The organism is Azospirillum oryzae, from assembly GCF_900177515.1.
Taxonomy (GTDB): Bacteria; Pseudomonadota; Alphaproteobacteria; order Azospirillales; family Azospirillaceae; genus Azospirillum; species Azospirillum oryzae_A.
Genome location: NZ_FXAK01000002.1, coordinates 342,092 through 361,125, shown reverse-complemented (window position 1 = coordinate 361,125; position 19,034 = coordinate 342,092). Strand labels below are relative to the sequence as shown.

The 19,034-nt window shown below is 69.6% G+C and carries 18 protein-coding genes and 1 riboswitch; of the genes, 9 read left to right on the top strand and 9 right to left on the bottom strand.

Annotated elements, in window-relative coordinates:
- Positions 1 to 84: 84 nt before the first annotated feature.
- Positions 85 to 579 carry a flagellar basal body-associated FliL family protein gene (locus B9N97_RS04685; protein ID WP_085083846.1) on the bottom strand — a complete coding sequence of 165 codons (495 nt, stop codon included), beginning with the start codon at positions 577 to 579 and terminating at the stop codon, positions 85 to 87.
- A 393-nt stretch (positions 580 to 972) separates the two neighbouring features.
- Here B9N97_RS04685 and B9N97_RS04680 point away from each other — a divergent pair, with 393 nt between their 5' ends.
- Entirely contained in the window at positions 973 to 2,181 is a 1,209-nt protein-coding gene (locus B9N97_RS04680) for a nicotinate phosphoribosyltransferase (protein WP_244560556.1), read from the top strand.
- A 217-nt stretch (positions 2,182 to 2,398) separates the two neighbouring features.
- On the opposite strand, the gene deoA is transcribed toward B9N97_RS04680, so the two are convergent.
- From deoA to B9N97_RS04645, 6 genes are read right to left on the bottom strand one after another with little or no spacing between them, the layout of a single operon-like run.
- A complete protein-coding gene (gene deoA / locus B9N97_RS04670) occupies positions 2,399 to 3,718 on the bottom strand; it encodes a thymidine phosphorylase (protein ID WP_085083844.1) in 1,320 nt (439 codons plus the stop codon).
- Between the two features lie 3 nt (positions 3,719 to 3,721).
- A complete protein-coding gene (deoC, locus tag B9N97_RS04665) occupies positions 3,722 to 4,549 on the bottom strand; it encodes a deoxyribose-phosphate aldolase (protein WP_085083842.1) in 828 nt (275 codons plus the stop codon).
- Positions 4,546 to 5,379 carry a purine-nucleoside phosphorylase gene (locus B9N97_RS04660; protein WP_085083840.1) on the bottom strand — a complete coding sequence of 278 codons (834 nt, stop codon included), beginning with the start codon at positions 5,377 to 5,379 and terminating at the stop codon, positions 4,546 to 4,548. The genes deoC and B9N97_RS04660 overlap by 4 nt, the downstream gene beginning before the upstream one ends.
- A 15-nt stretch (positions 5,380 to 5,394) precedes the next feature.
- The gene (gene cdd / locus B9N97_RS04655; protein ID WP_085083838.1) at positions 5,395 to 5,814 is read right to left on the bottom strand and encodes a cytidine deaminase; all 420 of its coding nucleotides are present in this window, start codon (positions 5,812 to 5,814) and stop codon (positions 5,395 to 5,397) included.
- 4 nt (positions 5,815 to 5,818) lie between these two features.
- Positions 5,819 to 6,793 carry an ABC transporter permease gene (locus tag B9N97_RS04650; RefSeq protein ID WP_085083836.1) on the bottom strand — a complete coding sequence of 325 codons (975 nt, stop codon included), beginning with the start codon at positions 6,791 to 6,793 and terminating at the stop codon, positions 5,819 to 5,821.
- Positions 6,794 to 6,796: 3 nt separating this feature from the next.
- Positions 6,797 to 7,948 carry an ABC transporter permease gene (locus B9N97_RS04645; protein WP_085083834.1) on the bottom strand — a complete coding sequence of 384 codons (1,152 nt, stop codon included), beginning with the start codon at positions 7,946 to 7,948 and terminating at the stop codon, positions 6,797 to 6,799.
- Positions 7,949 to 8,134: 186 nt separating this feature from the next.
- Here B9N97_RS04645 and B9N97_RS04640 point away from each other — a divergent pair, with 186 nt between their 5' ends.
- The 8 genes from B9N97_RS04640 (at position 8,135) to B9N97_RS04605 (ending at position 17,654) form a co-directional block, all read left to right on the top strand.
- Complete coding sequence (locus B9N97_RS04640; protein ID WP_085083832.1) at positions 8,135 to 8,467, top strand: (2Fe-2S) ferredoxin domain-containing protein; 333 nt, start codon at positions 8,135 to 8,137, stop codon at positions 8,465 to 8,467.
- A gap of 250 nt (positions 8,468 to 8,717) precedes the next feature.
- Positions 8,718 to 9,632, top strand: coding sequence for a DMT family transporter (locus tag B9N97_RS04635; protein ID WP_085083830.1), 915 nt, complete (start codon positions 8,718 to 8,720; stop codon positions 9,630 to 9,632).
- A 33-nt stretch (positions 9,633 to 9,665) separates the two neighbouring features.
- Positions 9,666 to 9,781, top strand: a riboswitch (TPP riboswitch).
- A gap of 71 nt (positions 9,782 to 9,852) precedes the next feature.
- Positions 9,853 to 10,989: an ABC transporter substrate-binding protein gene (locus tag B9N97_RS04630; RefSeq protein ID WP_085083828.1), complete on the top strand. Its 1,137-nt coding sequence runs from the start codon at positions 9,853 to 9,855 to the stop codon at positions 10,987 to 10,989.
- Positions 10,990 to 10,993: 4 nt separating this feature from the next.
- Complete coding sequence (locus tag B9N97_RS04625; RefSeq protein ID WP_085083826.1) at positions 10,994 to 11,866, top strand: branched-chain amino acid ABC transporter permease; 873 nt, start codon at positions 10,994 to 10,996, stop codon at positions 11,864 to 11,866.
- Complete coding sequence (locus tag B9N97_RS04620; protein ID WP_085083824.1) at positions 11,859 to 13,574, top strand: branched-chain amino acid ABC transporter ATP-binding protein/permease; 1,716 nt, start codon at positions 11,859 to 11,861, stop codon at positions 13,572 to 13,574. Before B9N97_RS04625 ends, B9N97_RS04620 begins: the two co-directional genes overlap by 8 nt.
- The gene (locus B9N97_RS04615; RefSeq protein ID WP_085083822.1) at positions 13,571 to 14,272 is read left to right on the top strand and encodes an ABC transporter ATP-binding protein; all 702 of its coding nucleotides are present in this window, start codon (positions 13,571 to 13,573) and stop codon (positions 14,270 to 14,272) included. The genes B9N97_RS04620 and B9N97_RS04615 overlap by 4 nt, the downstream gene beginning before the upstream one ends.
- Positions 14,273 to 14,398: 126 nt before the next feature.
- Positions 14,399 to 15,751 carry a hypothetical protein gene (locus B9N97_RS04610; RefSeq protein WP_085084674.1) on the top strand — a complete coding sequence of 451 codons (1,353 nt, stop codon included), beginning with the start codon at positions 14,399 to 14,401 and terminating at the stop codon, positions 15,749 to 15,751.
- A 61-nt stretch (positions 15,752 to 15,812) separates the two neighbouring features.
- Positions 15,813 to 17,654 carry a chloride channel protein gene (locus B9N97_RS04605; protein WP_085084672.1) on the top strand — a complete coding sequence of 614 codons (1,842 nt, stop codon included), beginning with the start codon at positions 15,813 to 15,815 and terminating at the stop codon, positions 17,652 to 17,654.
- Positions 17,655 to 17,661: 7 nt separating this feature from the next.
- On the opposite strand, the gene B9N97_RS04600 is transcribed toward B9N97_RS04605, so the two are convergent.
- The gene (locus tag B9N97_RS04600; protein ID WP_085083820.1) at positions 17,662 to 18,108 is read right to left on the bottom strand and encodes a TIGR02588 family protein; all 447 of its coding nucleotides are present in this window, start codon (positions 18,106 to 18,108) and stop codon (positions 17,662 to 17,664) included.
- A gap of 30 nt (positions 18,109 to 18,138) precedes the next feature.
- Positions 18,139 to 19,005, bottom strand: coding sequence for a TIGR02587 family membrane protein (locus B9N97_RS04595; RefSeq protein WP_143266352.1), 867 nt, complete (start codon positions 19,003 to 19,005; stop codon positions 18,139 to 18,141).
- Positions 19,006 to 19,034: the final 29 nt, after the last annotated feature.

Below are 19,034 nucleotides of genomic sequence, written 5' to 3'. Positions count from 1 at the left end.
TCCTTGCGCAACTGGACCTTCATTCCACAAACGAATGTGGTCCGGCAGGATATGGGGTCGGAGTGGGCGTTGGGAAGCGCGCCCTCAGCGTAGCAGCATGTCCTGGATCAGCACTTGCCGAAGCTTCAGCGGACGCATGGTCTTGTTGGCGACATAGCGCAGCGCGTCCTTGACATAGACCTGCCCCTCCGCCCCGCGCAGTTCGGCCGGATCGACCTCCAGCAGTCGCCGTTCGATGGCGTCGGCGATGCGCGGCAGATGCGGCGTGACCGACTCCAGCGGGGTCGCCGGGTCGAATTCCAGGACGGCGCGCAGCCGCAACTCCTGCAGCCGGCGGCCGTCGTTCAGCGTGACGGTCAGCGTGGGCAGGGCGGCATAGACGGCCGGTGCCGCTTCTATCCGGGCATGGGAATAGGCGCCCTGGGCGGGGGCAGGGCGCAGCAGCAGCGCACTGCCGATCCCGGCACCGGCGAAGGCCAGCATCAGTCCCAGCAATGCCAGGATGATCCGGTTACCGGTCCCATCGAAGGAGGGCAGGTTGCCTTGGCCGGCTTCGGCAGAGACTGATGCCTTGGTCATTCCGCGCTGCCGAGTTGTTGCCGCCGAACCGCTTCGGAAACTCTAAAAGCGCGGAAGTGGTAGGTCAAATAATGGCATTTTATCTGGTTTTTCTTTGATTGCCGATGGATGGAGGGCGATCGACTGATTCATGGCCAGGCTTCTTTTGCGAGCATTTGAGGTTTTTTCCAGCGACCGGGATCTTGTCCCCGTCAAAAAATGCAACGCAGCCATCCGCCGCGGGTTGACAGGGTGGGAAGCCTCTTCCCCCGCCTGCCCGGGGCGTATAATGCTGGGATTCCAACACAACCGGCCGGCTGGCCCTGCCCGGCGGCCGGACCATCCATAACGATGTGCCGCAATACCATGCGCAGACTCTGGCGCAGACAGGGGCGGAAGGCGAGGGTGACGGGTATGAGCGACAGCGATAACCGATCGGTTGGCAGCCGGGCAGCAGGTATCCGGCCCGCCGGCATCCAGACAACCGGGAGCGGGCCGACTGCCCTTCACCCGTCCTCCGCCGCGGTTCCCGACTGGACGGACACCTATTTCCGCCGCACCAAGGAGGCGGTCGGCAAGTTCGGCGACAAGACCGTCACCTACGCCATCTTCATGCGGCGCCCGGTGGTCTGCGCCCCGCGCCTTGCGGTGGACTGGCTGGAGTCGGTGGCGCGGGAGCGCAACACCAGCTTCCAGATCGAGCTGAATTACCCCGAGGGCAAGTGGGTCGGGGCCGGCGAGCCGATCATGTACATCACCGGCTCCTTCTATCATCTGGTCGATTGCGAGACGATCCTGCTGCAGAAGCTGGGCCCGGCCAGCGTCGCCGCCTACAACGCCTTCACCATGTGTGCCGACCTGCCGAAGGTCGCCTTCCTCGCCATGGACGCCCGCCATTGCGCCGGGACCGAGATGGCGGAGATGATGGCCTATGCCGCCTCCGTCGGATCCGACCGCGCCAAGCGCAAGGTCGGCGCCAAGGGATTCGTCGGCAACGCCACCGACGCCACCGCCTCCTATTTCGGGCAGGACCGGGGCATGGGCACCATGCCGCACGCCCTGATCGGCTATGCCGGTTCGACCGTGCGCGCGGCGGAAATGTTCCACGAGACCTTCCCCGATTTGGCCCTGACCGTGCTGGTCGATTATTTCGGCCGGGAGATCACCGACGGGCTGGAGGTTTGCCGCCGCTTCCCGCAACTGGCCGCCCAGGGCAAGCTGTCGCTGCGGCTCGACACCCCCGGCGGCCGTTTCGTCGAGGGGCTGGACCCGCCCGGCTCCTACGCCGTGCTGGAGCGCCATGCGCCGCATGCCATCCGCGGCTACCGCGACGAGACGCAGCTTCGCTATCTGATCGGCACCGGCGTTTCGGCCGCGGCGATCCATTACGTGCGCGAGCGGCTGGACGAGGCCGGCTTCCCGGCAGTGAAGATCGTGGCCAGCAGCGGCTTCGGCCCGGCCAAGTGCCGGCTGATGGCGGAGGCTAACGCCCCGGTCGACGTGATCGGCACCGGCAGCTACCTGCCCGAACGCTGGACCGAGACCTACGCGACCGCCGACATCATCGAGTATGACGGCGAACGCCGCGTGAAGGTCGGCCGCGAGTTCCTGTTCCGGCGGTAGGTTGGGACTGTGGCGTATCCCTTTCCCGCCCCGGATCCCCTCTCCCCCCCGGGGAGAGGGTTAGGGTGAGGGGGATCCGCTTCGTGGCTCTCTTCGGCTACGCCGAACCCCCTCATCCCAACCTTCTCCCCGCTTTCGGCGGACCACAGGTCCGCCTGTCGCGTCAGCGCAAACGAAGTTTGCGCGTGAGCAGGGGGGAGAAGGAGTTCAGCGCATTTCACCCCAGACGCTTCGCAATCAGCGGACCTCTCCCCGGAGCTGTGTCCGTCACCGTGACCGACGCGCGCAGGCGGCGCTCGGCTTCGTCGGCCTGTGCCTCCGTGCGGGCGTGCAGGATCGCCAGCGGGCGCTCGCCCGGCCCGACGGCGTCGCCAAGCCCGGCGATCTCGTCAAAGCCGACGGCGAAGTCGATGGAGTCGGTGGTCTTGGTCCGGCCGCCGCCCAGCGCCACCACCGCCATGCCGACTCCGCGGGTGTCGATGGCGCCGACGAAGCCGGCTTGGTCTGCGAAGACCGGGCGGACGATGGGCGCGCTCTCCAGATGGCGATCCGGCTGCTCCAGCAGATCGGCCGGCCCGCCCAGTGCCTCCACCATGCGGGCGAAACGCTCCGCCGCCTCGCCGCTGGCGATGGAGCGGTCGGCCATGGCGCGCCCGGCCGCAGCGTCCGGCGCCAACCCGCTCAGCGCCAACAGTTCCGCCGCCAGCGCCGCCGTCACCTCATAGAGCCGCGCTTCGGCCGGTTCCCCGCGCAGGATGGCGAGACATTCGCGCATCTCCAGCGCATTACCGGCGCTGCGGCCCAGCACCTCGTTCATGTCGGTCAGCAGGGCCACCGCCGGCAGGCCGGCGCCCTTCGACACGGTGACGATGCTGTCGGCCAGCGCCTCGGCATCTTCGAACCGCTGCATGAAGGCGCCGCTGCCGAACTTTACGTCCATCACCAGTGCGTCGAGCCCGGCGGCGAGCTTCTTCGACAGGATCGACGCGGTGATGAGGTCGAGCGATTCGACCGTCGCCGTCACGTCGCGGATGGCGTAGAGCCGCTTGTCGGCCGGGGCGATGTCGTCGGTCGCGCCGATCACGGCACAGCCGACCTCCCTCACCACCCGGCGCAGCAGGTCGTTGTCGGGCTTGGCGCGGTAGCCGGGGATGCTCTCGAACTTGTCGAGCGTTCCGCCGGTGTGGCCAAGCCCGCGCCCCGACACCATCGGCACGAAGCCGCCGCAGGCCGCCAGCATCGGCGCCAGGATCAGGCTGACCTTGTCACCGACCCCGCCGGTCGAATGCTTGTCGATCACCGGGCCGGGCAGGTCCAGCGACCGCCATTCCATCACCGTTCCCGAATCGCGCATGGCGCGGGTCAGCGCCACCCGTTCGTCCAGGCTCATGCCGCGGAAGAAGACGGCCATGGCGAAGGCCGCCGCCTGGGCCTCCGACACGCTGCCGTCGGTGATGCCGCGCACGAAGTCCCGGATGGTGGCGTCGTCCAACGGCTGGCCGTCGCGCTTGGCGCGGACGATCTCCTGCGGAAGCATGCCTCAGTAGCCTCCCGCCGGGGCCGGTTCGCGTTCGCCCTCCCGCTCCCCATGCCCGGCCGCCGCCAGCAGCGAGTCGAGCAGGCTGGAGGCGCCGAAGCGGAAGGTCTGCGGCGTTGCCCAGCCTTCGCCCAGGATGCGGTCGGCCAGCGCCAGATAGCGCGCCGCCTCCGCCGCGTCGCGGATGCCGCCGGATGCCTTGAAGCCGACCGGCTTGCCGGATTCATAGATGCAGTCGAGCATCACCGCCGCCGCCGGCAGGGTCGCGGCCGGCTGCGTCTTGCCGGTGGAGGTCTTCAGGAAATCGGCGCCGGCGGCGATGGCGTCGCGGGCCGCCCAGGCCAGCAGGTCGGCGTCGGGGAAGGCGCCGGATTCGAGAATCACCTTCATCAAGGCCTTGTCGCCGCAGGCTTCGCGGCAGGCCTTCACCACATTCATCGGCTGGGTGCGGGCGCCGTCGATGAAGGCCTTGTAGGGCAGCACGACGTCAATCTCGTCGGCGCCGTCGGCGATGGCGCGCCGGGTCTCCGCCGCCACCGAGGAGGCATCGGCCTCTCCGGTCGGGAAATTCACCACGGTGGCGACCTTCACCGGCGTTCCCTCCAGCGCCTTGCGCGCGGTAGGGACGAAGCGCGGCCAGACGCAGACGGCGGCGACCGGCCCCGCCGGCGTCACGGCGCGGGCGCAGAGTTCCTGCACCACGCGGTCGCTGTCGTCGCCGTTCAGGCTGGTGAGGTCGAGCATGCCCACGGCACGGCGCGCCAGATCGGCGTCGGACGGGGCGTTGGCGCTGGCGTCGAGCGCGCTTTGCAGGTCGGCAGACAGTTTCATGACCGGGACCCGTCCTTTTCATGCAGGCGTTCGAGGAAGCCGACCAGCAGGCGTTCCAGGTCGGCGGCTGCCGCCGATGCGGCAGTAAGGGTCTGGTGATGGTCGACCGGCCCGTCGCCGAGCCCGACACCCAGGTTGGTGACGACGGCGCAGCCGGCGACCCGCAGGCCGCAATGTCGGGCGATGATGCATTCCGGCACCGTGGACATGCCGACCGCGTCGGCGCCCAGCAGCTTCATCATCCGCACCTCGGCCGGCGTCTCGAAGGACGGGCCGGGATAGGCGGCATAGACGCCCTCCGCCAAGTCGATGGAAAGGCCGGCGGCCACCTCCTTCAGCAGGGCGCGGAGGTCCGGATCCCAGGCGTCGGTCATGCTGGGGAAACGTTCGCCGAAGGCTTCGTCGTTCGGGCCGGTCAGCGGGTTGGAACCCAGCAGGTTCAGATGGTCGCTGATCGCCATCAGCCGGCCCGGCCCGACCTCCAACCGAAGGGAGCCGACGGCGGCGGTCAGCACCAGCGTGTCGCAGCCTGCCAGCTTCAGCGCCCGCACCGCGGTCTTCAGCGCATCGAAGCCGTTGCCTTCATAAGCATGGACGCGGCCCTGCATGCAGGCGACCTCGACCCCGCCGAGCTGCCCCACGACCAGCCGCCCGGCATGGCCGGACACGCTGGGAACCGGGAAGCCGGCGATCTCGCCATAGGGGATGGAAACGGCACCGGCGATGCGGTCGGCAATGCCGCCAAGACCTGAGCCCAGCACGATGCCGACCCGCGGCCGATGGCCGGAGGCACGGTGAAGGATGTCCGCGGCGGCGCGGGCTGCCGTCATGTCGGGGAACTCCGCTCAGAAGGCTAAATTGGTGGGGCCGAACGATTCGGGCAACAGGGTCTCCAGCGAAAAGGTCCGCCGCAGGCCGGCCGGATCGCAGATGTGGATCGGGGTGTCCGGCGTCGCGAATTCGCGGATGCGCTGGCGGCAGCCGCCGCAGGGGGTGCAGATCTCCTCCGCCCCCGCTTCGCCGCCCATCACGAGGATGGCGCGGATGCGGCGGTCGCCGGCGGTGACCATGGCGCCGATGGCGCTCGCTTCGGCGCACTGGCCCTGCGGGTAGGCCGCATTCTCCACATTGCAGCCGGCGAAGATGCGCCCCGATTCGCCGAGGATGGCGGCGCCCACCTTGAATTTGGAATAGGGAGCGTGGGCGTTCCCGCGCGCGGCGCGGGCCGCTTCGATCAGTGGGGTCAGCTCTGCCGGGTAGGTCATGGCGTCAGCGCTCCTTGACATAGGGGATGCCGCTCGCCTTCGGGGCGATGGCCTTGCCGACGAAGCCGGCCAGCAGCAGGACGGTCAGCACATAGGGCAGCATCTGGATGAACTGCACCGGGATGACGCCGATGCCCGGCAGTTCCACCCCCTGCAGGCGCACCTGCACCGCGTCGGTAAAGGCGAACAGCAGGCAGGCGAACAGGGTCGGTCCCGGCCGCCATTTGCCGAAGATCAGCGCCGCCAGCGCCAGATAGCCCTTGCCGGCGGTCATGTCGCGGACAAAGCCGGCGCCATGCCCGGTGGAGAGATACGAGCCGGCCATCCCCGTCAGCGCGCCGGTCACCAGCAGCGCCTGATAGCGCAGCCGCGTCACCGACAGACCGGCAGTGTCGACCGCCGCCGGGTTCTCGCCCACCGCGCGCAGTCGTAGCCCGAAGCGCGAGCGGTAGAGCACCCAATGGGTGGCGATCACCAGGACCAGCGTCACCCATATCAGCACATTGTTACCGTTCAACAATTCGCGATAGACCGGCCCCAGCACCGGGATGCCGGACAGGGCCTCCACCCCCGGCAGCTCGACCGCGGGGATGCGCGCCTCGTTGGGCAGAAGCGGGGTCTGGCCGCCCTGCTGGAACCAGGCATAGGCCAGCGTCGGCGCCAGCCCGGCGACCAGGATGTTGATCGCCATGCCCGACACCACTTGATTGCCGTTGTGGGTGATGCAGGCGAAGCCGTGGACCAGCGCCAGCACGACCCCGGCGGCGATGCCGGCCAGCAGCCCGAGCCAGGGGTTCAGCGTGACCGAGGCGACGGCGGCGGAGAAGAAGGCGCCGGCCAGCATCTTGCCCTCCAGCCCGATGTCGACCACGCCCGACCGCTCGCAATACATGCCGGCGAAGGCGGCCAGCACCAGCGGCGTCGCCACCCGGATGGTGGCGCTCAGCAGCTGCAGCGCCAGAAGAAGTGCGTCCTCCATCGCTCAGCCCCTTCCCCCAGTGGCGACATCTGCGGCGGTGGCAGCGCTGCGGCGGCGGAACAGCGCCTCCACCTGCGGCTTGAACAGGTTCTCCATCGCGCCGGCGAACAGGATGACCAAGCCCTGGATGACCATCACCAGTTCGCGGTTGATCGTGGGATAGTCGAAGGACAGCTGGCCGCCGCCCTGCGCCAGAACCCCGAACAGCAAGGCGGCCAGAATGATCCCGACCGGGTGGTTGCGTCCCATCAGGGCGACGGCGATGCCGACAAAGCCGACGCCGCCGGTGAAGTTCAGGATCACCCGGTGCTGCACGCCGAGGATCTCGTTCACTCCGACGAAGCCGGCCAGGGCACCGGAGATCAGCATGGCGATGATGATGTTCCGCGACGGCGAGATGCCGGCATAGACCGCCGCCCGCTCGTTCCGGCCCACGGTGCGCAGCTCATAGCCCCAGCGGGTGCGGCGCAGGAAGATGTGGAACAGCAGGCAGCAGGCCAAGGCCCAGAGGAAGGACAGGTTCAGCGGCGAGGCCGGGATGGTGATGCCGAACCAGCCGAGCGCCCGGTCCATCGACGGCAGCCAGACGCCCGGATCGAATTCGCGGGTTTCCGGCGACTGGCTGCCGGGGCGGATCAGCACGTCCACCAGCAGCCAGGTCATGATCGACGCGGCGATGAAGTTGAACATGATCGTCGTGATGACGATGTGGCTGCCGCGCTTGGCCTGCAGCCAGGCCGGGATGAAGGCCCAGGCGGCGCCGAACAGGGCCGACGCCAGCACCGCCAGCAGCGCCACCACCGGCCAGGGCCAGCCGGTCAGCGCCAGCGCCACCAGCCCGGCGCCGAGCCCGCCCAGATAGGCCTGCCCCTCGCCGCCGATGTTGAACAGCCCGCAATGGAAGGCGATGGCGACCGCCAGCCCGGTGAAGATGTAGTCGGTGGTGTAATACAGGGTGTAGCCGATGGCCTCCGGGTAGCCCAGAGCCTCCGACAGCAGCAGCGACAGCACGTCGATCGGATTCTCGCCGATCACCAGGATCACCAGCCCCGACAGCACGAAGGCCGCGACGAGGTTGAGGACCGGCAGCAGCGCATATCCGACCCAGCCCGGCACGGCGCCCGGCTGTCCCTTACCCGACCCGCTCAGCAGCACCGGCGTCTCCTGGATTGCCCCCTGTCGGGGATTCTTAACCGCCAACGCCCAGCCGACCAAGCATTTCGTGGCGCCGGGCGGCCTGCGGCTATCGAGAGTTGGACGCATTACAAAAAGCCTTGCCGCAGCGCAGCATTCTGGCATGCTTCTTACCCATAATAATTTTATGGCTATGGAGCATGCCCGATGCCGCTCGACATTCCGCAGACCTTCCGCCACCACGTCTTCTGCTGCGCCCAGCAGCGTCCGCCCGGCCATCCGCGCGGCAGCTGCGCCGCCAAGGGTGCCCACCCGCTGTGGCAGCGGCTCGACCAGAAAATCCAGGCGAAGGGTCTGGCCGATGTCGGGATGGCGATGACGGGCTGCCTCGGCTTCTGCTCGGCGGGGCCGCTGATGGTGGTCTATCCGGAAGGCATCTGGTATCGGCCGGAGACGGCGGAGGACATCGACGAGATCGTCGAGTCGCATCTGGTGAACGACGCGCCGGTGGAGCGGCTGGTGATGGTGCTGTCGCGGTGAGGTGTCGGCCGCGGCAAAGTTAGACCCCCACCCTAACCCTCCCCCGCTGGGCGGGGGAGGGGATAAGCGCTTGATCGGAAAGGGAGCGGCAGTCTCTCCCCCGCCCAGCGGGGGAGGATAGGTGGGGGCATCCGGAGCCTGAACTCGGCCAAAGCCCCACGCCTACCAGACCTGCGGTTGCGGCATTGGGACGCGGGCGCATTTGCCCATAATGTGGGCATTCTCCGTCATTGCCGCCCCGAACAGATCCATGACCGACGCCGAGACCGCCGACCTGCTGCCTGCCGAGGCCGATTCGGTTCCCTATGCCGTCGGCTGCTTCCTGGGCGCGATCCTGCTGTTCGCGGCGATGGACACGCTCATCAAGTTCCTGACCGCCGATTACCCGGTGCCGCAGCTGATGTTCGTGCGTTCGCTGGTCGCCTTCCTGCTGGTGGGCGGCTACACGCTGTGGCGCGGCGGCGGGATTGCGGCGATGCGGACGCGGCGGCCACTGGGCCATGTCTGGCGGGCCTTCGCCGGACTGATCTCGATGGGATGCTTCTTCTATGCGTTCCGCGAGCTTCCGCTGGCCGACGTCTATGTGCTGAGCTTCGCCGGGCCGCTGTTCATCACCGCCCTGTCCGCCCCGTTGCTGGGGGAGCCGGTGGGCTGGCGCCGTTGGGCGGCGGTGGTGGTCGGGTTCGGCGGTGTGGTGGTGATGGCGCAACCGTCTGCGGGTGCGCCGCTGGTGCCGGTTCTGGTCGGGCTGTGCGCCGCGCTGTTCTATGCGCTTGCGGCGCTGGCCGTGCGCGGCCTGTCGCGGACGGAGACCAGCGCGTCCATCGTGCTCTATCTGCTGCTGACGACCACGGTGGTCAGCGGCGCGCTGACGGTGCCGGTCTGGACCGCACCGACCGGCTTCGCGCTGGGGCTGATGGCGCTGGTCGGTGCGATCGGCGCCGGGGCGCAGGTGCTGCTGACCCAGGCCTTCCGCCGGGCGCCGCCGGCGGTGGTGGCGCCCTTCGAATATACCGGCATGGTCTGGGCCAGCCTGTTCGGCTGGCTGGTGTTCGGCGATTTGCCGACCGTGCCGGTGATCGCCGGCGCCATGGTCATCATCGGCAGCGGTCTCTACATCCTGCATCGTGAAACGCTGGTGGCGCGCCGCCGGTTGGGTTCTTGACAGGACGGGGCCGGCGGCGACACTCTCGCCGCCTGTTCACGGCTGGGGTGCCCCTGCCTTTCGCCGGGTCGGCGGATGCGGGGGCTGAGACAACACCCATCGAACCTGATCCGGGTCATGCCGGCGAAGGGAGCCGACCGGAACCCGACGGATCAGCCGCAAACGCCCCGTCCCCTCCGCGTCGCTCCGGTCGCCGGCGCGAGTTGAGGAGTTTTCGGTCATGCGGCGCGCGCTTCCCCTTCTGATCGGCCTGCTGGCGGCCACGTCCTGCCTGTCTCCGGCGGCGCGGGCCGACGACACGCTGTCCTTTCCGGTGCTGGTGCCGCTGACCGGCTTCCTGTCTCTGGAGGGCACCAGCCAGCGCAATGGCGCGGTGCTGGCGCTGAAGCAGACGCCGGCCGGCGTCGCCATCACGTCGGAGGTTGTCGACACCGGCACCTCGCCCGAGGCGGCGGTGACGGCGCTGGAACGCGCGGCCGGCAGCGGCACCGTCGGGGCGGTCGCTGCCAGCATGCTCGGCACCCAGATGCTGGCGATGCTGCCGCTGGCGCAGGAGCTGAAGCTGCCGCTGGTCACCGTGTCGGGCACCGCCTCGATCACCGAGCAGGGCAACCCCTGGGTCTTCCGCTTCTTCCCCGGCGACGCCGTGACCAAGGCCGCCCATGCCCGCTATGTGGTTGAGGAACTGGGCAAGCGGCAGCCGGCGATCATCTATCAGACCACCGCCTATGGGCAGAGCGGCAAGGCCCATCTCGACGCCGCCTTCAAGGCGCTGGGCGTCACGCCCGTCTTCGAGGAGGGGGTGGACCCAGCGGCCAAGGATCTGCTGCCGGTGCTGACCAAGGCGCTGGCCGCCAAGCCGGACGTGCTGGTGCTGCACCTGCATTCCGGCCCGACCGCGCTGCTGCTGCGGCAGGCGGCGTCCAGCGGCGTGACCCTGCCCATCGTCGCTGGTTCCGCCATGCATCAGCCGAGCACCGCGGCCCTGCTGGAGCCGGCGGAGTTGAAAGGCGTCTGCGCCGAGACCGCGGCCTCGCCCATTTCAGGCGATACGCCGGAGGTCAAGGCTTTCACCGACGCCTACCGCACCGCCTTCGGCAAGGAACCGGACGCCTTCGCGCTCGGCCAGTATGACGGCATGACGATGGTGCTGGAGGCGGTGAAGGCCGGCGCCCGGACCCCCGACGCCATCCGCAAGGCGTTGTCGTCGGAGACGTTCAAGGGTCTCGCCATGACCTACAAGTCGGACGGCAAGGGCAACATGGCCCATTCCGCCGTCATCGTCTGCTATGACGGGACCAGCCGCGTGCCGGAACTGGTGAAGCGTTACGACGACCCGACACTCGCGGCGAAGTGAGCGGATGGCGGCGTTTCAACTGCTGGTCAACGGGGTGGCGCTGGGGGCCGCCTATGCCCTGGTGGCGCTGGGCTTCGTGCTGGTGCTGAACGCCACCTCGGCGGTGAATTTCGCCCAGGGCGACCTCGTGATGGCCGGCGGGCTGCTGGCGGTGGCGCTGGCGCCGCTGATTCCGCTGCCGGGCATCGTCCTGCTGCCGGTGGTGCTGGTGCTGATGGCGGGGTTGGGGCTGCTGCTGGCGCTGGCGGCCTATTTGCCGCTGCGGCGACGGCCGCCGGTGTCGGTCTTCATCAGCACCATCGCGGTCGGCATCATCCTGCAGAACGGCGCGGCCATCCTGTTCGGGCCGGAGCCTCGCGCCGCGCCGCCGCTGTTCGGCGACGACACCCTTCATATCGGCGGGCTGGCGATTCCCGAGCAGTCGCTCGCCATCGTCGCGGTGGCGGGCCTGCTGATCGGTGTGCAGCAATGGGTGTTCGCACGTACGCAACTCGGCCGCCGGCTGCGCGCGACGGCGCAGGATCCGGAGATGGCGCGCGCCTGCGGCGTGCCGGTCACCGCCATGATCCTGGTGACCTTCGCCATCGGGGCCGCTTGTGCCGGTGCAGCCGGACTGCTGTTGGCCAACCGCTATTTCGTCACGCCGACCTCCGGCGGGGACCTGATCCTGAAGGCCTATATCGCGGTGACGGTGGGCGGCTGGGGATCGGTGCCGGGCGCGGTGGTGGGGGCGCTGCTGATCGCGCTGTTCGAGGTCGGGGTGTCGTCGGTGCTCTCCTATCCGATGGCGCTGGGGGCCTTGTACCTGACGCTGCTGGCGATCCTGGTGCTGCGGCCGCAAGGACTGTTCGGCGAAGCGGTGCGCCGCCGTGGCTGAGCGTCGGCCGGCCGTTATTCTCATCGCCGGCGCGCTGGCCCTGCTGGTCTACGCACTCGCCTTCGCTTCGCCCTATGGGCTCCGTGTGCTGACCGTCGCCGGGGTGTATGCGCTGGCGACCTTCGGATTCCAGATCGTCTTCGGCCTGGGTGGTGCGCTGTCGCTGGCGCAGGGCGCCTTCTTCGGCGTCGGCGCCTATGTGACGGGCATCCTCGGCAGCCGATACGGGCTCGGCTTCGAGGCGACCTTTCCGCTGTCGATGCTGGTTCCGTTTCTGCTGGCGTTGCCGGTCGGGTTGGCGGTGCTGCGGCTGGAGTCGCATTACTTCGCCCTGGCGACGCTGGGAATCGCGCAGGTGCTGCATCTGCTGGCGGTCAATCTGCCGGAGCTGACCGGCGGCTCCAATGGGCTCGCCGGGGTGCCTGCGGCGGTGCTGTTCGGCTGGGCGGTGCCGAGGGGGCTGCCGATGGCCGGGCTGGTCTGGGGGCTGGTGGGGCTGGGCGGGCTGATCGGCTGGCGGGTGGCGCGAGGACGGCTCGGGCGGTCGCTGACCATGCTGCGCGACGATCCGCTGGCGGCGGGGACGCTGGGGCTGGATGTCGGGCGGCTGCGGCTGGCCGCCTTCGGCATCAGCGCGCTGTTCGCCGGGGCCGCCGGAGCGCTGGCCGTCCACACCCAGCGCGTCGTCTCGCCGGAGGTGTTGGAATTCCCGGTCATGGTCTCCATCCTCACCATATCCATCGTTGGCGGGCGGGGGCGGATGGCCGGGGCGGTGCTTGGGGCCGTGCTGCTGCTGCATCTGCCGGAATGGTTCCGCTTTCTGGAGCGCGGCTATCTGGTCATCTATGGCGCCGCCCTGCTGCTGACCGTCGTGCTGGCGCCGGACGGGCTGACCGGGCTTCTCCACCGCCTCACGGCACGCCTGTACGGCGGCAGGCCCCGTGCGCTGGTGGAGGTGAGAGAGCCGCCGCTGCCATCCGTCCGGCCGGACGGGATGACGGTCGAGGGCTTGCGGAAATCCTTCGGCGGCGTGCGGGCGGTGGACCGTGTCTCGCTGGACCTGCGGCCGGGCAGCATCACCGGGCTGATCGGGCCGAACGGGTCGGGCAAGTCCACGGTGATCAACCTGCTGTCGGGGCTGGAGCGGCCGGATGCCGGGCGGGTGCGGCTCGGCGGGCAGGACGTCACCGGCGCCCGCGCCGACCGGCTGGCCCGTGCCGGGCTGGCCCGCAGCTTCCAGGCGGCGGCGCTGCCCGCCGGGGCCGGCGTGCTGGAGGCGGTGGCCGCCGCCCGGCTCGCCTTCGATCCGGACGCCGCGACCGCGGAGGCGCATGCCCGCTGGGCGCTCGACCGGCTGGGCGTCGACGAGCTTGCGGGGCAGTCCTGCGACGGGCTTCCGGCGGCGTTGCGGCGGCGGGTGGAACTGGCCCGTGCCCTGGTTCGCCGACCGGCGGTCCTGTTGCTGGACGAGCCGGCCGCCGGCCTGACCGATGGCGAGAAGGCGGATCTGGCGGACCTGTTGCGCGATCTGGCCGGGGAGGGGATGGCGATCCTGCTGGTGGAGCATGACATGGGATTCCTGCTGCCGCTGGCCGGCCGGGTGCTGTGCCTCGACCGGGGACGGGTGATCTACGATGGCCCGGCCGGCGGCGTGCGGCAGGATCCGGCGGTGACGACCGCTTACCTGGGCCAGGCGGGATCGGCATGAGCGCGCTGCTGACCATCCGCAACCTGACCGCCGGCTATGGCGGGGCGAGCGCGCTCGATGGCGTGTCGCTGACCGTCGCGGCGGGGGAGACGGTGGCGCTGCTCGGCGCCAACGGGGCGGGGAAGTCGACGCTGTTGAAGGCTCTGCTCGGCCTTGTCCCGGCGCGGGGAGATCTTCGTTTCGACGGCGCCGATCTCGGCCCGCTGGCGACCGAGGCGCGGGTGAGGCGCGGCATCGGCTATGTGCCGGAGGGGCGGCGCGTCTTCCCCGGCATGAGCGTGCGCGACAATCTGGAGGTCGCCGGCCTATCCGCCGCCCGCGACCGCGCCCGGGATGTCGAACGCGTCTTCGCCCTGTTCCCCGACCTTGCCCTTAAGAGCGGCGAGAGCGCCTGGCGCCTTTCCGGTGGTCAGCAGCAGATGCTGAGCCTGGGCCGCGCGCTGATGGGCCGGCCCCGCCTGCTTCTGCTCGACGAGCCGTCGCTCGGCCTGTCGCCCAAGCTGGCCGACGAGGTCTTCTCCGCCGTCGGCCGCATCGCCGCCGCGGGCACCGCCGTGCTTCTGGCCGAGCAGAGCGCGGCACGCGCGCTGGCGGTCGCGCCGCGTGCCGTCCTGCTGCGGCTGGGCCGCGTGGTCGGCGACGGGCCGGTCGCGTCGCTGTCGGAAGAGGTGCTGCGGGGCGCGTTCTTCGGGGGGTAGGAGCCTGCCCCTGCGTGTCCCGTGCAACAGGTGCCAGCCTCCCGCACCGGGAAGGGCGGTTGGGCTTGCGGATGGGGGCGGTCGCGGATAGCTTCGCCGCCACAACCATCTATGGATTACCTCGTGATGACCGCCCGCCTTGCCGCTTCGCTGTCCGCGCTTCTCCTGCTGGGGGTGGCGTCGACTCCGGCGGTGGCGGAGCTGGTGCCGGTCGAGCCGAACATGCCGCCGGCCGCCTATTACGGGCTGCCCGAACCGGAAGAAGAGATTCTGACTCCGGCCGCGCCGCAGCAGGGCGCCAAGCCGGCCAATCCGTCTGCTCCGGGCACTCCCGGCGCCGACAAGGCCGCCGCTCCGCCGAAGCCGGAGGGGCCGGGCGAACTGATCGAGAGCTGGGACGGCGGCGCCGCCAAGAAGAAGGACGGCAGCTTCGCCTATTGCGTGGCGGAGGGGGAATTCACCTCCGGCCATGTGCTGATGTTCGCCCGCAGCCCGAAGGGGGAGACCAACATCGGCATCGGCATTCCCGGCGCCGACCTGCCGAAGGGCGGCGAATGGCCGGTGACCATCGAGGTCGACAAGAAGCTGAAGCGGGAGCGGGTTGCCATCGCCTCGCAGCCGGACATGCTGGTGGTCTCCAACGGCAAGGACGAGGAACTGGTCAACGCCCTGATGGGCGGCAACGAACTGGTGGTGTCGTCGGCATCGGATCGCATCGCCTTCAAGCTGGACGGCACCAAGAAGGTTCTGGGCGATCTGAAGACCTGCGTCGACAAGGGCGGCAACGTCCCGCCGATCAAGGTCGCCGCCGGCCGCCCGGCGGAAAAGAAGAACCGCCTGCCGGAAGGGCTGGACAGCCTGCTGACGGCGGCCGGGGTGCATGACGCCGAACTGGTGCCGATGGACAAGGTCCCGCAGGAGCGCCGCCCGGCCGACGTCGCTTGGCGTTTCGGCCCCATCGTCGGCGGCATCCGCGAGCGCGCGGTGGGCGAGGGTGCCAAGATCGACGAGCTGTCCGACAGTTTCGCCGACGCCATGAAGCAGCGCTGCGAAGGCGCGCCGACGGTCAGCCTGAACCCGTCCGAACAGGCCGGTGCGGTCTGGCTGCGCACGGGATCGGTCGATTGCGCGATGCCGCAGGGCAAGCTGCACGTCACGTTGAACTTCCTGCTGTCGCAGCGCCGGCTGTTCACCGTGATCTTCCACGAGGCCGGCGAACCCGACGTCGCGCTGGCCGACAAGGTGCGCGACAACCTCGCCCAGGTGCTGCGCCGCGCCGGAACCGCGCCCCCGCCGGTCACCACGGACGCGGCCCCGGTTCAGCCTACGCCCGTTCAACCGGCACCTGCGACGCAGACCCCGGCAGCATCCTCCGCACCAGCCCCAGTACCGGCGCCTACTGCGGCCCCATCCGCTCCGTCGGCGCCCGCGCCGGCGACGGTGAAGCCGCAGACAAAACCGCAGCAAGCCAAGCCCTGACGGAACTCACGCCCTTCCGGCCCATTGTCCCCTTACGGAAGGGCTACCAATCAGCGTGATCATGCCTGACAACTCGGCCTCCCTCGACGGCGTGGGCGACAACGCCCGCGCCGGCAACGACCCCTATGCGGCGCTCGATGCGTCCGCAGCCACAACCGTGTCCGACCGCTGGAGCGTCCGCAACAGCGTGCTGGCGGTGGTGGTCCTCGCCGCGCTGGTCGGCGGGGTGGTCGGGCTGGCGGTCGGGCTTCTCCACGAAGCGGTGCTGCTGATGCAGGCGCTGGCCTTCGACCTGCCGGAGGGCGAGCGGCTGGGGCAGGGCGTGCCCGACCTGCTGCGGACGCTGGGCGTACCGGCCGTCGGCGGGCTGCTGCTGGGCATCCTGTCGATGCTGGTGCGGCGCTGGCGCCCCAACGCCATCGTCGACGCGGTGGAGGCGAACGCGCTCTATGGCGGCAAGATGTCGCTGATCGACAGCCTGCGGCTGACGGTGACGACCGCCCTGTCTAACATTTCCGGCGCATCGGTCGGCATGGAGGCCGCCTACACCCAGGCCGGCGCCGGACTGGCGTCTTCGTTGGGCCAGCGGCTGCGGCTGCGCCGGGCCGATCTGCGCACCATGGTCGGCTGCGGGGCGGCGGCGGCCATCGCCGCGGCCTACCACGCGCCGTTGGCCGGCGCCTTCTACGCCTTCGAACTGGTGCTCGGCGGTTACACGCTGGCGGTGCTGGCCCCGGTCGGGGCGGCAGCGGTGCTGGGCGTGGCGGCGTCGGCCCTGCTGACCGGCGGCGAGGTGCCGCTGGCGCTCGGCCGCCCGGTGGTGATCGCCAGCTGGGATTATGCCGCCTGCGGCGTCGTCGGCTTCCTGGCCGGTTGGCTCAGCATCCTCGCCATGCAGACGGTGACGGTGGCGGAGCGTGGATTCAACCGGCTGCCGGGCCCGCGTTGGATGAAGCCGGCCATCGGCGGGGTGATGGTGGGCGCGCTTGCGCTGGCGGTGCCGGCGGTGATGGGCAGCGGGCCGGGCGCCGTCCCGCCGGAGCTGGCGGGCGGTGCGCTGGCGCTGGCCTTGACGCTGGTGGCGAAGATCCTGGCATCGGCCCTGTCGCTGGGGTCGGGATTCCGCGGCGGCCTGTTCAGCGCCTCGCTGTTCATCGGTGGGCTGTTCGGCGGCCTGCTGGGACAGACGACCTCCGCATTTCTGCCGGGGCTGGGGATCGACGGCGGTCTGTTGCTGCTGGTCGGCATGGGGTCTGTCGCCGCCGGCATCGTCGGCGCCCCGGTCACCATGGTGCTGCTGGTGCTGGAGACGACGCAGGATCTGTGGGCGGCGTCGGGCGTGCTGATCGGGGTGGTGCTGTCGACGACCGTGGTGCGTCAGGCCTTCGGCTACTCCTTCGCCACTTGGCGCTTCCACCTGCGCGGCGTGCCGATCCGCGGCGCCTACGACATCGGCTGGCTGTCGGAACTGACCGCCTTCCGGCTGATGCGCCGCGATGCCAAGACGGTGCCCGCCACCCTGACGGTGGAGGCGCTGCGCCGCCTCTATCCGCTGGGGTCGACCAAGGCCGTTTTCGCGGTGGACGAGACGGGACGGTATGCCGGCATGGTCGACATGTCGATCATCCACGACCCCGACCAGGACGCGGAGGCGACGGAGACGCGGGTCGGATCGCTGGCCTGCAAGGCCGACGCGGTCCTGATGCCGGGCGACGACGCCCGCACGGTGCTGAACCGTTTCGGCAGCGAGGAGGTGGAGGCACTGCCGGTGCTGTCCTCCCCCACCGACCGGCGGATCATCGGCTATGTGACGGAGTCCTTCGCGCTCCGCCGCTATTCCCAGGCGTTGGAGCGGCAGCGCGGTGAGGATTTGGGTGAACGGGGGCTTTGGGGGCGGGACTGACGGTTGCTCAAGGCTCGCTGTAGCCGGTGGGGACGATGCGCAATTCGTAGCGGGCCGGGTCGTGCTGGAAGATCAGGGCGCCGAAGCGTTCGGAATAGGGCGGCAGATAGTCGAATTGCGCTTCCGCCGTCTCCACCACGCGATCGCCGGACCGCAGCTCTCCACGCACGATCAGCGTTGCGGCGGTCGCGGCCGTCCGGTTGCGGATCTGGAAACGGACGGTGTGGCCAGAGCCGCCGGTCCGCGTTTCCATCACGGTCACGTCCATTTCGCCGGGGACCGAACTGTGCTCCTTGAGGGCGTATTGCACCATGTAGACGATCATCGCGGCGATCAGCAGCGCGCCGAGCCCCGCCACCACCCATTCCAGCGGTGAGGTCGGCGGTGCATGCTCCGCTCCGTCATTCCCCCGGGAATCCTCGTTCACTTGTGATTCGTCGCCGGTCGTCGCCATCGGCCACTCTCCCCCTTCACAGGACCAGGGTCACAGGATCAGGCGGGCCGCCGCCGCGCCGATGGCGCAGGGGAAACCCAGGACCACGGTGGCGCTGATGATCTCGGCCAAGCCGGTGCCGTCGGTCCGGCCGAAGGTCCACAGCAGGTAAAGGCAGATCGCCAGCACGATGACGTAGCCGACGACGGTGAAGCGCAGGAACAGGCTCCAGAACCCGACGCCGCCCGGCGGTTTCGACCCGCCGGGGAACTCCACCGCATAGACGAAGGCGTGCATCAGCACCAGCGAGAGCAGCAGCAACGCGATCTCCCGCCATGGGTCCATCATGTAGGACAGCAGCACCATCTCGTCCGTCGGGGCGACGTTGAGGCCGAGGAACAGCGCCCCCACCCCCATCAGGAACAGCTCCTGCGGATAGGTCATCGCGGTCCGGCGCTGCATGCTTTCGCTGCTCTTCTCGCCCAGCTGGTCGCGGGCCAGCATGGCGCCGATGGCGGCGGGGAAGCTCTGCAGCGCGATCTTGCCGATGATCTCGCGCGCCGGCATGTCGACGGACAGCACCTTGAAGATGCCGAGGATGACGACCGACATCACCACCGCCACGGCTACGGCGACGAAGGCGTCGGCGATGTCGTCGCGCAGGCTGGCGGTGGATTTGAAGCCGCTGACCACCGACAGCCCGACCAGCAGCGGGATCAGCAGCACCAGCAGCAGGACCAGCCGCCAGGACTCCATGGTGAAGCCGATCCACCACATCTCCATCGTCATCAGCATCGGCAGCGAGAAGATCAGCGCGCCGGCAAAGGCCCGCGCCAGTCCGACGAGGAAGGAGCGGTTGTCCTCGTAGGCTGGCTTCTCCGGTAACGCCGCCCCCGTCCGGCCCGTGTCGGCGGTCATTCATCGTCTCCTCAAGCGCCTTTCCCAAC